We start from the raw sequence: 13075 nt of genomic DNA, 5'->3' as shown, positions 1-13075 counted from the left end.
CGCCTGTCGGAACGCAGACAGGGCGAGGTCGCGTGGTCAACCAGCAAGGAACGCCCGCACAGCAGCGACGAAGTCGCGCGGACGCTCGAACGGTGGCCAATGCCCACAGTTGTTCAGCACCACGAGGTCGGCGGTCGGTAGGTAGCCCAGCAGCATCAGTGCCCCTTCCAGGGGGACCATGCGGTCGAACCGCCCGTGCACGACGAGTGTCGGCACCGTGATCGTCGACAGCGCCTGCAGGTTGCTCCGCGCGACGATCGTCGAACGCGTCCAGGCCTCGGCATGCTCGGGCTCTCGCAGCCGCCACGCATACATCCGCTCGACGAGGTCGTCGCCGATCAGATCGGGGTCGAACACGATGCCCCGAAGCAGCCGCGCGATTCTGTCGCGATCGGCCGGACCCGACTGACATTCGTCGAACAGCCGCCCCACCTCGGTGGGTGCCGGCGTGAGCAGGTACGGGTCACCGCCGGTGGACGCGCTGCAGCCGCCCACGATGAGGCGGTCGACGCGTTCTGGAACGGTCATCGCCATGTCGAGCGCGACCGTGCCGCCGGTCGACACCCCGAGCACCGTCACGGTGTCGAGCCCGAGTTCATCGAGCACCGCCACGGTGTTCCGTACATACAGGTCGTGTACCGGCTCATGGAACTCGCGGGGACTGCTGCGCCCGAAATTGGGGTAGTCCACCACGATGCAGCGATGATCGGCGGCCAGGTCCGCGAGAATCCGGTGATAGGTCAACCATGCCGTCGTGCCGGGCAGCGGCCCGAATGCCTGTTGGATGACCAACGGTTCGCCCGAGCCGACGTCGTGGTAGTGAACCGCGGTCCCGTCGACCTCCAGGGTTCGACTACTCGATTGCTCCGACATCTCGATCATTGCAGCTCCTCTGAGCGGTCGCAGGTCAACTGATCGCTCCGCCACCGATGTGTAGGTCCGCTCCGTCGTGCTGGACCGCGATCGAAACGGCAAGCGACACAGCACGCTCGAGGACATCCAGCGACATCGACGGAGGTGGCGGAGTGCCGATTTCGAACGCGCGGGTGGGAATGACCGGTATGTGCACCATCCCAACGCGCGCTGACGTCTCATGCGACAGGTGCCGGGCGAGGTAGAACGTCTGGTTACACAAGTAGGTGCCGGCTGTGTTCGAGACGTAGCCCGGAATGCCCGCGCGACGCCAACCCGCCACGATCGCCTTGACCGGCAACGTGCTCAGGTAGGCGGCGGGTGCACCCGGCTCGACGAACTCGTCGATCGGCGTGCGTCCATCCGTGTCCGGAATCGGGAAGTCCCGCACATTGATTGCGACACGCTCCAACGCCGGCGCGGTGCGCCCTGGTGCCACCCCGGTGATGACGATGACGTCCGGGCGCGAGCACTCGATGGCGTCGGCCAGCGCGCCCCGCACCGTCTCGGTGTCCACCGGCAGAACGCGACCGAAGACGTCGCACCCGGCGATCCGCTGCCCGTCGATCCGGCGCGCGATCACCCCGCTGGGGTTGTCGGCCTCCTCGGCGTATGCCCCGAATCCCGTGACGAGTACCCGCTTCATGCCGCCGACGCCAGCGCACACCGCGCCTGAAACGAGGCGAACTCGACGACGAATTGCTCTGTGCGCTCGAGCATCACCGACGACTGGGTCAGACCCGGCGCGATGAAGAGTTGGGTGTTCGGTGCTTGCTTGTGCCAGATGAATGCGTCGTCCACCGGGTGGATCGGGTCGTCGAGATCGCCGCGGCACACCAGGGTGGGCACTGCGAGGTCGGCGAGATGCGGCCGCAGCGTGAAGTAGTCCTGGAAATCGGAGGTGCTGCGGGTCCTCGCATAGAATTCGACGGCGTCGCGCCAGTCGTCGCCGTGCAGGCTCTGCCATTCGCGGGCCTGCTCGCCGTCAGGATCGACTTTGGTGAAAACCGTGTTGAGCGAGGCGTTTCCGCTGTTGCTCAAGCCGATGATGGGTGCGTCGACCGTCAGCGTGCGCACCCGAGCGGCGTCGTCGAGCACCAGGCGGCCGGCGATCCGCGAGCCGAGCGACACCCCTGCCACATGGACCTGGTCGAGCCCGAGTTCGTCCAACAGCCGCCAGAGGTCCTCCACCCACACCTGCGGTCGGGTCAGTGGCGCGACCCGCTGGCTTCGCCCGAGCCCCCGAAGGTCGGGCACGATCACCCGGTACTCGCGGGCAAGCTGCGGAACGAGGTCACCGAACCACCGTCCGGATGCCGCTGCGCCGTGCACCAGCAGCAGCGGCTCCCCCTGCCCGTGATCCTCGTAGTAAACCTCGACACCGTCGACCGCCATTCTGGCCATGGGTGAATGTCCTTTCGCTCCAACTCGGAATGTCGAGGCACCAGGATCGTGACGGGCGCACCGTCCGGCAACACCCGCGTTCCACAGGACGGCAAGCGCATGCACCGAGGCGGCGGTTCCCCGGTGATGTTCCGGGGGGCGGACCGCGGAGATTCTCACGTTCGGCCGGTCAGGTCAGGGTGAGCGTTCACCATGCACGACAACGACGTGAGGATCAGGCATGAACGTAGAACCCGGCGGAACGGTCCAGACACTGGAGCCGCTGCGATCGGTCGACTCGATCGCGAGTCAGCTGTTGCGCGCCGAGGCGGATCGCACAGCGCGCGCGCCGCTCACCGACGCCTACCCCGAGCTGGATATCGCCCTGGCCTATCGCATCCAGGACGAGGCGTTGAGTCAACGGATCGAGCGCGGAGAGAACATCGTCGGTGTGAAGCTCGGGCTGACCTCGCCCGCCAAGCAGCGCCAGATGGGTGTGTCCGCACCGCTGACCGCCTGGCTCACCGACGCGATGACGCTGCCGGCCGGTGCCCCGCTTCCCCAGGATCTGCTCATCCATCCGCGAATCGAGCCCGAGATCACTTTCGTCATGGGGCGGCGATTGGCCGGGCCTGGCGTCACGGCCGCCACGGCGCTGGCCGCAGTCGACCGGGTGTACGCAAGCCTCGAGATCATCGACAGCCGCTACCTCGACTTCCGGTTCACGCTGCCGGACGTGATCGCCGACAACGCGTCGTCCGCCTACTACGTGACCGGGCCGGTCGGCGCGGATCCCGCGGTCCTGAACCTCCCGCTCGAGGCGTGCCTGCTCGAGGTCGACGGACAGCTCGCGGCGACCGGGGTCGGCGCGGCGGTGCAGGGGCATCCCGCAGAGGCCCTGGCCATGGCCGCCAACTCGCTGGCCGAGCGTGGCCACGCGATCGAGGCGGGTTGGATCGTGATGACCGGCGGAATGACCGACGCCGTCGCCGCGCCCCGTGGAACGACGATCACCGCACAGTTCACCCATCTCGGGTCGATCGGCGTGACGTGCTGAGCACCGAGCTGGTGCACCGCTCGGCTGCCCGGCATTCACCGAGCTGTAAATGGGTAGTCCCTCGGTAGTTCCCCCGATGTGACGGAGACCACTGCTGGCATAACGTCGAGGAACAGGTCAACCACCCAGCAACCCGCCCAGGTGACACACCCATTGCCAGAGCTGTCAGCCCACTTCAGCCCTGGTGACGGACACCCTGCGCACGCTCGGTGGACGTCCGTCGAGGGAGGTCTTGCCGCCCTCGACGAACCCGACCTGAATGCGACAGCCCGCGTCGCGACTTCGTGACAGCCCCAGCCCGCCGACCCCGCGGTCGGCCCTGGCGACCGAGAGGCAACCATGACGATTCCCAGCACCGCCACTTCGGCCCGGCCCACCGGCACCGCCCGCAGCGGCACGAGCATCCAGTTGATCACTGGCCGAGACCATCCCGACCCCGACTCGTCCACCTCAGTGGCCAAGGCGCTGGCGCTGCTGAGCAGCTTCACTCCGCATCACCCCAGCATGGGCGTTTCCGAGATCGCCCGCCGCGCGCAACTCCCGAAGTCGACCGCGCACCGGCTGCTCGCCGTCCTCGTCGACTGGGAGATGGTCACCAAGCGCGGCACGGAGTACTCGCCAGGCGCCCGGCTCAACGAGCTGGGCGCGCTCACCACGAACCCCGACACACAGGAGCTGCGGCGCGTCGCGCTGCCTCACCTACTCGACCTCTACGAAATGACCCACGAGACGGTGAACCTCTGTGTGCTCGCCGGAGAGGACGCGCTGTACGTGGACAAGATTCACGGTCACAACGGCGTCAACTCGCCTGCGTGTATCGGCGCCCGGCTACCGGCCGCCAACACGGCTGTCGGCAAGGCGTTGCTCGCATTCAGCAGCACCGACGTACTCGGGCGTGTCTCAAACAATCTGCGTCCGGCGACGTCGTCGAGCATCGCTTCGCCGACTCAGCTCGCTCGCGAACTCACCATGATCCAGCAGTCCGGCATCGCCTACGACCGGCAGGAGATCCAACCGGGCCTGACCTGTATCGCGGCACCGGTGCGGAGTTGGTCCGGCGCAGTGATCGCCGCGGTCTCGATCTCCGGTCCCGTGCACCGGTTCCGGCCGGCGAACGCGGTGCCTGCCATCCGCGCCGTGGCTGCCGGGATCGCCAAGCTCGCCCAGGAGATGAGCTGGCAGCAGCACATCTCCGTCTGACCCTTCATTCGAAAGCCCTGTGGCTCAGCCACGCAGACTCAACAACTCGTGGCGTCGCCACGCCGACAGTGAGGAAAACTGATGACCCGCCTGACCTTCGAGCTACCCGACAACGAGCAGGTCGCGGTTGAGGTCCACACCCTGCTCAACGCCGGATATGCCGGCCGAAGCCAGGCCGACGTCGCCGCGCACGTCGCCGAGCTTGCCGAGTTGGGGGTACCCGCACCCACCAGGATCCCCTGCATCTACCCGATCGCGCCGTACCTTGCCATGCAGGTCGACGAGGTGCCCGTCCAGCACGAACGCACCTCAGGTGAGGCAGAGTGGGCGCTGGTCGTCGCCGGCGACGATCCGAGCGAGCTGCTGCTGACCGCTGCCTGCGACCACACCGACCGGCGGCTCGAACAGCACGGCGTGGCATGGAGCAAGCAGGCCGCACCCGACGTGCTGGCGCGTCAGGCGTGGCGGCTGGCCGACGTCGCCGACCGCATCGACGAGCTCACCCTCATCGGGAGTGTGATGACCGAGGCCGGACCGCGGGTGATCCAGCACGGCACACTCGCCGAGTTGCTGACCCCGATGTACTGGGCTGAGGAGCTGCGCGCGCGCGGCATGCTGAACCCCGGCACCGTGCTCATGTCCGGAACGATCCCGATGCGCGCCGAGGTCGACCAGTTCAGCACGGGATGGAGCGTCGAGCTGGGCGATCCGCGCACGGGCCGGTCGATCGAATTGTCCTACGCGGTGCGCCAAACTCCGCCACCGGTCGACTGACCTCTGACTCCGTTGCTCGATTCCGTCTACGTTCCCTTCTCTTCAGGAGCTGCTGTGCACGACCCTTCCGATCCCTGGTCCCCACTACGCCTCAATTCGGGTGCGACGCTGAGAAATCGGTTCGTCCTCGCGCCAATGACGACCGACGCCTCCGATCCGAACGGGTCGGCGACCGAGGCCGAGTTGAACTATCTGGCTCGGCGTGGTGCCGCCGAGTTCGGCGCGGCCATCACCTCCTGCGCCTTTGTGCACCCCGACGGGCGGGCCTGGCAGGGCATCGGTGCGACCGACGACTCACATCTGGCTAGCCTGGGAGCGGTGGCCGGGGCGGTCCGAGGCGACGGCGGGCTCGGTGTTCTGCAGATCTACGACGGTGGCCGCATCGCGCTACCGGAACTGGTCGGGCCCAGTGGCATTCGCGGACCCTCGCCCATCCCCTCGGCACGTCCAGATGCCCGCATACCGCGAGAACTGACCGAACACGAGATCCAGGGACTGCTCACCGCGTTCGGACGGGCGGCCGCCCTCGGCGTGCAGGCGGGATTCGACGGGATCGAGATCCATGGCGCAAACCACTACCTGATCCACCAGTTCTTCTCCCCACGGGCCAACCAGCGCACGGACCGATGGGGCGGTGACGTCGCCGAACGAATGCGCTTCCCGCTCGCGGTCGCCCAGGTCGTACGCGAGGCGGTTGGACCGGAGGTCACCGTGGGATTTCGGGTCACGCCGTTCGAGTCGGAGGCAGGCGGCTACACCCTCGACGATTCGGCACGCCTGGCCGACCGCCTGGCCGCCGACGGCGTCGACTACGTGCACATCTCGATGGACAACTTCCGCCGGAACTCCCCCCAACCGGAGGACCGAGACTGGACCAAGACCCGAGCACGCGTGGAGTCGCGCAATCCGATCGAGGCGATCGCCGCGGCTGTGGCCGGGCGCAGCGCGGTCGTCGCGAGCGGCGGCATCCGCACGCTGAACGACGCCCGCGATGCCCTGGGCGCGGGCGCGGATCTGGTTGCGGTCGGACGTGCGGCGCTCATCGACCCCGAGTGGATCGACAAGCTGAAGGCCGGCGCGCACACCCAGGTTCGGACTCAGCTGCCGGAGGAGGCCGCCGACATCGAGTCGGTGCTGACCATCCCGCCGCGCATGGTGCGCTACCTGCTGAGCCGGCCCGGATGGATTCCGCGCGCGGGACAGGACGCCTAGAGATGGCGGGCGCCAGCGTGCGAATCGGGCTCTGCCAGCTGACCTCCACCGCCGATCCAAGCCACAACCTGTCGCTCGTACGCAGCTGGGTCGAGCGCGCCGCCGAGGCCGGCGCGCGGGTCGTGGTGTTCCCGGAGGCCATGATGGCCCATTTCGGCGTCCCACTTGCCGCGGTCGCCGAACCGATCGACGGTCCGTGGGCATCCGCGGTCAGCGAGATCGCCGACGACCATGGTGTGCTGATCGCTGCTGGAATGTTCACCCCAGACGGTGACCGGGTGCGCAACACCGTGCTGCTGACCGGGCTTGGCCAGCACCTCGAATATCACAAGATCCACCTCTACGACGCCTTCGGGTATCGCGAATCCGACACCGTGACGCCCGGCACTGACTGTGTCACGGTCACGGTCGACGGCCTCATGATCGGCGTCGCGACCTGCTATGACGTCCGGTTCCCGGCACTGTTCCAGCGTCTCGCCGAGGCCGGGGCGAGCGCGGTGCTGCTGCCGACCTCGTGGGGTGCTGGGGAAGGCAAGGCGCAGCAGTGGGAGGTGCTCGTCCGCGCCCGGGCGCTGGACTCCGGCTCGTGGGTACTCGGCTGCGACCAGGCGGACCCGAGGACCACAGGTGTCCAGGTGAATCCGGACGCGCCGACGGGGATTGGCCGGTCCCTGGTCGCCGACCCGTTCGGCGCAGTCGCGGGCCGGCTAGGCGCCGAGCCGGGCCTGCTGATCGTCGACGTCGAGACAGCCCCGGCGATCCGCTCTCGAGAGCGGACGGGTGCGCTTGCCAACCGTGCGCCCGCGACGTTCTGAGCTTCGGACCCTCGACGTTGACGGACCGAAAAACCTGAACATACCGTCGAATCGGTGGTCAATCACCCCGAGAACAGGTAGCAACCGAATGATCAGAGACATCCAGCAACGCGCAACCGAGGCGCTCCTGACCGCATACAAGGGCTGGTCGATCGAGCCACTCACGCAACAGTTTCCGGGACTCACCGTGACCGATGCCTACGCGATCCAGCTGGCGCAGGTGAAACACTGGACCGACAACGGTGCGACGGTGAAGGGCCACAAGGTCGGGCTCACCTCCTCGGTGATGCAACGCCAGCTCGGCGTCGATCAGCCCGACTACGGCCACCTCCTCGACAGCATGTTCCACCTCGAGGACCAGCCTGTCGACGTGTCGACGTTCAAGCAGCCAAAGATCGAACCGGAGATCGCGTTCGTGCTCGGCGCACCGCTGCGCGGGCCCGGCGTCACCGCGGCCGAGGCCGCCGCCGCCGTCCGGTACGTCGTCCCGGCACTGGAGATCATCGATTCCCGGATCAGCGACTGGAAGATCACGCTTGCCGACACCGTGGCCGACAACGCGTCCTCCGGCGGCGTGGTGCTCGGTAGCCACTTCTGTGCGCCGTTCGCCACCGACTTGCGGCTCACCGGCTGCGTACTGCGTCACAACGGGAACATCGTCGACACCGGCGCGGGCGCCGCCGTCTCCGGTTCTCCCTTGAACTCGCTTGTGTGGCTTGCCAACACGGTCGGGCCCCTGGGGGTGACCCTCGAGGCCGGGCACGTCGTGCTGCCCGGTTCCCTGACCGCGGCCCACCCGGTGGCCGACGGCGACACGTTCAGCGCGGAATTCAGCGGAATCGGAACGGTCACCGCGACCTTCCGGAAGGAGAGTTCCTAAGCAAGGCTACGGCCACGATCGTCGGCTCATCGACCCTGTCCGGCGAGGAGCGCCGCGACCTGGGTCCGGGAGTTCACCTCGAGCTTGGTGAAGATGTGCTCGACGTGACTCTCCACGGTGCGCGGCGCTATGACCAACACCTGGGCGATTTGTTTGTTTGTCAGGCCCTCGGCAAGCATCCGCGCCACCTGTGATTCCCGGGGCGTGAGGCTGGTGATGAGTGCGTCGTCGGGCGAGGATTTCTCCTCGACCGGCGGCGCCTCCCCCAGCGCGTAGGCGATCGCCTGCTCGGTGTCGAGCCCTCGCCCGTCAGCGAAGGCGGATTCGAAAACACTGTCCCCCAAGAGTGTTCGATTCTCGTGCGCAGTCCGTTCGCTCCAGGTCCGCAGTTCGAACCCACTGGGGTAGTGCCCCAGCGGTTCCCACACCCGTCGAACCGCCCCCGACAACCGCGCCGACCGGAGCGCGTCGCCCTCCGCCACGGCGACCCAGGACAGCAGTTCCACCACCACCGCGATGCCGAGCGCGTCCTGAAAGGGTCGCTTGATCGCCAGCGCCTCCCGCAGCTGCTCACCGGCCGTGGCGATGTCGCCGCGCATCCAGTTCGCCAGGCCGAGAAACGTGAGGATCCAGGACAACAACCAGCGTTCGCCGTGCACCGTGCACGCATCGCGACACCGCTCGAGCACTTCGAGTGCCCGCTCCGGCTCCTGCCGAAGACAGTAGGCCCAGCCCACATGTTCGAGGGCGAGAACGTGGAGCATGCTGGGACCGCCCGCCTCCTCCATTGCCGATCCCTCCTCGATCAGCGCCATGCCCAGCACCGTATTGCCGAGGTTGTGTTCGGCGACTCCGCGAAGGTGTGTCGCGTGTGCGAGGTTCACGGTATCGCCCAGTTCGCGCGCGAGGTCCTCGCTGCTCCGCAACAAATCCAGGGCGACAACGGCTTTACCCTCCGCCACCGCAAGATAGCCGTTCGACCACAGCGCACCCGCGCGCTCGGGGCTCGGGGCGCTGTCCGACGCCAGGGACCGATCCAGCCAATGTCGACCCTCCCGCTGCTGCCCGCACCCCAACCAGTACCAGAACAGTGCCGATGCCATCCCGAGGGCGGCCCGTCCACCGTGGGGATCCGAGAGCAGCGAATCGAGAACCGCGCGCAGGTTGGCGTGCTCCCCGCGCATCCGTTCAACCATCTGCTCCTGGCCCGGACCGAACCAGTTCTCGTCGAACTCCCGCGCCAAACGCTGGTAGTAGGCCCGATAGCGCTCGACGATCGCCGCTTCGGCAGGGTTCTCGCGCAGTTTCCGCAGTCCGTACTCGCGCACCGTCTCGAGCATGCGGTAGGTCGGCCCTCCATCGGTGACGTGCCGGACGAGAATCGACTTGTCCACCAGCGCCGAGATGCAGTCCACGACCGCGTCCCTGGGTAGATCGTCGCCGCTGCAAACACACTCGGCGGCCTGCAGGTGCACGGATCCCGTGAACACCGACAGCCGATCCCACAGCAGGCGTTCCCGGTCCGAACAGAGTTCGTAGCTCCAATCCAGCGTCGCCCACAACGACTGGTGCCGCGGGGCCGCGGAGCGGTCTCCGACGCTGAGCAGCCGGTAGTGGTCGTCGAGGCGATCGAGGAGCTCGCTGGGCGACAACGCGCGCATCCGCCCGGCCGCGAGCTCGATCGCCAGTGGCAACCCGTCGAGCCGACGACACAGTTCCTCGACCGTCTCGGCGTTGTCCGGGGTGATCCGAAATCCGGGCGCAGCGGCCGCCGCCCGCTCGGCGAACAGCGTCACGGCCGCGGGCAGCGTCCCCTCGGCGCGCGCCTGATCATTCGCCGTGCGCTGGACCGAGAGCGGCTCCACCTCGAACACATACTCACCGGCGACGCGCAGTGGTTCACGGCTGGTCACCAGGATTCGCAGACCGGAGCAGGCGGACAACAGGTTCCGGACCAGGACTGCGCTCTGGTCGAGCAGGTGCTCGCAGTTGTCGAGCACCAGCAGCAGCTCACGCCCACGCAGATAGTCGATCAAGGTCGCCACCACGTCCGCCTGGTGGGTGGGAGCGCCCACCACCTGCGCCACCGTCAACGCCACCAGGGCGGGATCGGCGACCTCGGCCAATTCGACCAGTACCGCACCGTCAGAGAACCCGCGTCGGGCCTTACGAGCCACGTGGACCGCGAGCCGGGTCTTGCCCACGCCACCGATCCCGGTCAGCGTCACCAGCCGCGAGAGAGCCACCAGCCGGCGAATCTCCGCTGATTCCGTGCTGCGTCCGACCAGGCTCGTCATATCCGCCGGCAGGCCCTGCGCGGCGGAGAGCGGCGGGGCATCGGCCATACATCACCTCGCGTGCAATGGGGGGTACTTCAGCTTTCAACGATAGTCGCCGTCACGATGCGAGGCCCAGAGATCGCGGCGTCCGATGACGTTCCGGCAGTCGGACCGGCTCCGTTGGCACCGCCGCGTGCGGCTCGTAGTTTACCGAGAACTCGCACCGCACACCACGAGGAGATTCACGTGTTCGATCAACAGATCGCAACAAACTCCGGTCGGCGAATCCAGACCTCGCAGCAAACCGAGGAGTTCTTCCGAACGGTTCCCAGGTCTCATTCGAACTCGCTCCACACATCCGGGTGACCGCTGTAGCGCCGGGCGGGACGGTCACGCAGCTGCGCGGCATGGAGGCGATGGGCTGCAGAGCCGCGGGCTGGTTCCGCTCGGCGGCGAGCTGACCTCGCAGCCGGGGGCGCCTTCGCCACCGAGTGGTGTGTCTCAGGTTCATCTGAGACACACCGCTAGCGCCTTTGCGGAGCGGACCGTGTGCCGCCGGCCCGACGGCGAGCCAGCTCGGCATGGACGTCGCAGAGCGTCGGGAAGCGCCCGCCGACGGCGGGGCGGATCACCATGCCACGATCGACCTCGGCGACGAAATGCTCGAGCGCCTCGGTCGCCCACCTCTGCACGGGACCCATCGGCGACAACCGCGAGTTCAGCATCGCATTCTCCTTCTAACTGACTGTGGCACAACGGTACTCAGACATCCTGACTTGAATGTCCGTGAATGCGATCACGCTATGGAACTCAGGCGGGATCGTCTACGGCACCGTTCAGCCGTACGAAACAGCTCTCCCGACCCGGGCGTCCGACGGGTTCCGATTCCACCGACCTGAGAGGTGAACATGCACAGCTACGACACGATCTTCATCGACGGCCATTGGGTTTCGTCGACCGGAGGCGACACGATCTCGATCGTCTCGCCACACGACGAACAGGTAATCGCATCGGTTCCGAACGGCACGCCCGCCGACATCGACGCGGCCGTCGGTGCGGCCCGCCGCGCGTTCGACACAGGCCCCTGGCCACGGATGACCGTTTCTGAGCGCCTCGACTTCCTGACCCGGCTGGCCGATCTGTACGAGGCGCGACTCGAAGACTTCGCCCAGATCATCAGCGCCGAGATGGGTGCGCCGATCACACTGTCCCGAGCCCGTCAGGCCACCGGCGGCCTGTACTGCCTGCGCTCGACCATCTCCATTGCCGCGCAATATGAATGGGAACAACCCCGTCCCACCGCCGAGAGCGGGCCTGCCATCGTGCGCAAACTTCCGGTCGGCGTCGTCGGCGCGATCGCTCCGTTCAACTTTCCGCAGATGCTGATCATGGCCAAGCTGGCACCGGCACTGGCCGCAGGATGCACTGTGGTGGTCAAGCCCGCTCCCGAGTGCCCACTGGACGCAATGCTGCTGGCCGAGCTCGTCGAGCAGGCGGGCCTACCGGCGGGCGTGGTCAACGTGGTGCCCGCGGACAAGGCCGCATCGGAACATCTGGTGGCACACCCAATGGTGGACAAGATCGCCTTCACCGGCTCGACGCCAGCCGGCCGACAGATCGCCTCCGTGTGCGGACGTGACATGCGACGCTGCACCGTCGAACTGGGCGGCAAGTCCGCGGCGATCATCCTCGACGACGCCGATCCGGCGGCCACCGCGGCCGCGATGGAGTTCGCCTCGTTCGCCAACAGCGGGCAGGGGTGCGTGAGCCAGACCCGGATTCTCGTGCCGCGCGCACGCAAGAACGCCTACATCAATGCCCTCGCGGACATGGTCGAGTCGCTGCACGTCGGCGACCCGTCCGACCCCACCGTCGACGTCGGGCCGATGGTGACCCGCACCCAGCAGCAGCGGGTGGCCGGTTACATCGAGCTCGGCGCCGACGAGGGCGCGACCACCGTCGTCGGCGGCCCGGGCATGCCGGAGGGATTGACGCACGGGTGGTACGTGCGCCCCACGCTCTTCGTGGATGTGCACAACGGAATGCGGATCGCGCAGGAGGAGATCTTCGGCCCCGTGGTGTGTGTCATCGAGTACGAGGACATCGACGACGCCGTGCGGATCGCACAGGACTCCCCGTACGGTCTGGGTGGCTCGGTGTGGACGAACGACCGCGCGACAGGGATGGCGGTCGCGGATCGCATGCGGACCGGCATGTTCGGAGTGAACACCTTCACCCTCGACTTCGGGAGCCCTTTCGGCGGGTTCAAGGCCAGCGGGATCGGTCGTGAGTTCGGGCCGGAGAGCCTCGATGCGTACACCGAGTCGCAGACGCTCTACGTGGACGCCGCGCTCGCGTGACCCCTCCCTCGGAGACACCCGGTCGCCGAGTTCGGGGAGAGTTTGATGGAAGTCCTGGCCGCGCTCGCGAGAGGCCAGAAAACGAACGTGCCCCAGACAGGGGTTCGGCCGGGGATGTAGCGATTGATCGCATCCTCGGCCGGATCTCTGCTTCTCAAGCTTCCGACCGTTACCGGTCTCTCTTCTTGATCCGCACCATTGAG

The 13075-nt window shown here is 67.4% G+C and carries 12 protein-coding genes; 7 read left to right on the top strand and 5 right to left on the bottom strand.

The genetic code is table 11. From position 1 onward, the window contains the following. Positions 1 to 36 precede the first annotated feature (36 nt). Genes ACFQS9_RS24885 through ACFQS9_RS24875 form a run of 3 tightly spaced genes read right to left on the bottom strand, consistent with a single transcriptional unit; the run spans position 37 to position 2316 of the window. On the bottom strand, positions 37 to 882 hold the full coding sequence (locus ACFQS9_RS24885) for an alpha/beta fold hydrolase (RefSeq protein WP_378409228.1): 846 nt from the start codon (positions 880 to 882) through the stop codon (positions 37 to 39). Between the two features lie 25 nt (positions 883 to 907). Continuing rightward, positions 908 to 1558 (bottom strand): pyroglutamyl-peptidase I, encoded by a 651-nt coding sequence (locus ACFQS9_RS24880; protein WP_378409227.1) that lies wholly within the window; start codon positions 1556 to 1558, stop codon positions 908 to 910. Next, positions 1555 to 2316 carry an alpha/beta fold hydrolase gene (locus ACFQS9_RS24875; RefSeq protein ID WP_378409226.1) on the bottom strand — a complete coding sequence of 254 codons (762 nt, stop codon included), beginning with the start codon at positions 2314 to 2316 and terminating at the stop codon, positions 1555 to 1557. Before ACFQS9_RS24875 ends, ACFQS9_RS24880 begins: the two co-directional genes overlap by 4 nt. A gap of 220 nt (positions 2317 to 2536) precedes the next feature. Here ACFQS9_RS24875 and ACFQS9_RS24870 point away from each other — a divergent pair, with 220 nt between their 5' ends. The 6 genes from ACFQS9_RS24870 to ACFQS9_RS24845 all read left to right on the top strand — a co-directional run bounded on the left by ACFQS9_RS24870 (position 2537) and on the right by ACFQS9_RS24845 (position 8233). Then, positions 2537 to 3352 carry a 2-keto-4-pentenoate hydratase gene (locus ACFQS9_RS24870; protein ID WP_378409225.1) on the top strand — a complete coding sequence of 272 codons (816 nt, stop codon included), beginning with the start codon at positions 2537 to 2539 and terminating at the stop codon, positions 3350 to 3352. A gap of 339 nt (positions 3353 to 3691) precedes the next feature. Further along, positions 3692 to 4552 (top strand): IclR family transcriptional regulator, encoded by an 861-nt coding sequence (locus tag ACFQS9_RS24865; protein WP_378409224.1) that lies wholly within the window; start codon positions 3692 to 3694, stop codon positions 4550 to 4552. An 81-nt stretch (positions 4553 to 4633) separates the two neighbouring features. Beyond that, positions 4634 to 5326, top strand: a complete 693-nt coding sequence (locus ACFQS9_RS24860; RefSeq protein ID WP_378409223.1) for a DUF2848 domain-containing protein — start codon at positions 4634 to 4636, stop codon at positions 5324 to 5326. A 54-nt stretch (positions 5327 to 5380) separates the two neighbouring features. Next, a complete protein-coding gene (locus ACFQS9_RS24855) occupies positions 5381 to 6538 on the top strand; it encodes an oxidoreductase (RefSeq protein ID WP_378409222.1) in 1158 nt (385 codons plus the stop codon). Positions 6539 to 6540: 2 nt separating this feature from the next. Beyond that, complete coding sequence (locus ACFQS9_RS24850) at positions 6541 to 7353, top strand: carbon-nitrogen hydrolase family protein (protein ID WP_378409221.1); 813 nt, start codon at positions 6541 to 6543, stop codon at positions 7351 to 7353. 88 nt (positions 7354 to 7441) lie between these two features. Further along, positions 7442 to 8233: a 2-keto-4-pentenoate hydratase gene (locus ACFQS9_RS24845; RefSeq protein WP_378409220.1), complete on the top strand. Its 792-nt coding sequence runs from the start codon at positions 7442 to 7444 to the stop codon at positions 8231 to 8233. 26 nt (positions 8234 to 8259) lie between these two features. Here ACFQS9_RS24845 and ACFQS9_RS24840 read toward each other — a convergent pair whose 3' ends face one another. Both ACFQS9_RS24840 and ACFQS9_RS24835 read right to left on the bottom strand, forming a co-directional pair. Further along, positions 8260 to 10578 carry a LuxR C-terminal-related transcriptional regulator gene (locus ACFQS9_RS24840; RefSeq protein ID WP_378409219.1) on the bottom strand — a complete coding sequence of 773 codons (2319 nt, stop codon included), beginning with the start codon at positions 10576 to 10578 and terminating at the stop codon, positions 8260 to 8262. 458 nt (positions 10579 to 11036) lie between these two features. Then, the gene (locus tag ACFQS9_RS24835; RefSeq protein WP_378409218.1) at positions 11037 to 11237 is read right to left on the bottom strand and encodes a hypothetical protein; all 201 of its coding nucleotides are present in this window, start codon (positions 11235 to 11237) and stop codon (positions 11037 to 11039) included. Between the two features lie 183 nt (positions 11238 to 11420). Between ACFQS9_RS24835 and ACFQS9_RS24830 the strand changes: the two genes are divergently transcribed. Next, a complete protein-coding gene (locus tag ACFQS9_RS24830) occupies positions 11421 to 12872 on the top strand; it encodes an aldehyde dehydrogenase (protein WP_378409217.1) in 1452 nt (483 codons plus the stop codon). Positions 12873 to 13075: the final 203 nt, after the last annotated feature.

This window comes from Rhodococcus daqingensis (assembly GCF_042665615.1).
Lineage (GTDB): Bacteria > Actinomycetota > Actinomycetes > Mycobacteriales > Mycobacteriaceae > Rhodococcus_G > Rhodococcus_G daqingensis.
Note: the sequence above shows the minus strand (reverse complement) of the source record. Positions and strands in the feature narration are given on the sequence as shown.

Excerpts from the sequence above, each read along its gene's own strand:
- ACFQS9_RS24835 (WP_378409218.1), bottom strand. The coding sequence starts at position 11,237 with ATGCTGAACTCGCGGTTGTCGCCGATGGGTCCCGTGCAGAGGTGGGCG.
- ACFQS9_RS24850 (WP_378409221.1), top strand. The coding sequence starts at position 6,541 with ATGGCGGGCGCCAGCGTGCGAATCGGGCTCTGCCAGCTGACCTCCACC.
- ACFQS9_RS24840 (WP_378409219.1), bottom strand. The coding sequence starts at position 10,578 with ATGGCCGATGCCCCGCCGCTCTCCGCCGCGCAGGGCCTGCCGGCGGAT.
- ACFQS9_RS24875 (WP_378409226.1), bottom strand. The coding sequence starts at position 2,316 with ATGGCCAGAATGGCGGTCGACGGTGTCGAGGTTTACTACGAGGATCAC.
- ACFQS9_RS24845 (WP_378409220.1), top strand. The coding sequence starts at position 7,442 with ATGATCAGAGACATCCAGCAACGCGCAACCGAGGCGCTCCTGACCGCA.
- ACFQS9_RS24860 (WP_378409223.1), top strand. The coding sequence starts at position 4,634 with ATGACCCGCCTGACCTTCGAGCTACCCGACAACGAGCAGGTCGCGGTT.
- ACFQS9_RS24885 (WP_378409228.1), bottom strand. The coding sequence starts at position 882 with ATGATCGAGATGTCGGAGCAATCGAGTAGTCGAACCCTGGAGGTCGAC.
- ACFQS9_RS24870 (WP_378409225.1), top strand. The coding sequence starts at position 2,537 with ATGAACGTAGAACCCGGCGGAACGGTCCAGACACTGGAGCCGCTGCGA.
- ACFQS9_RS24830 (WP_378409217.1), top strand. The coding sequence starts at position 11,421 with ATGCACAGCTACGACACGATCTTCATCGACGGCCATTGGGTTTCGTCG.
- ACFQS9_RS24865 (WP_378409224.1), top strand. The coding sequence starts at position 3,692 with ATGACGATTCCCAGCACCGCCACTTCGGCCCGGCCCACCGGCACCGCC.
- ACFQS9_RS24880 (WP_378409227.1), bottom strand. The coding sequence starts at position 1,558 with ATGAAGCGGGTACTCGTCACGGGATTCGGGGCATACGCCGAGGAGGCC.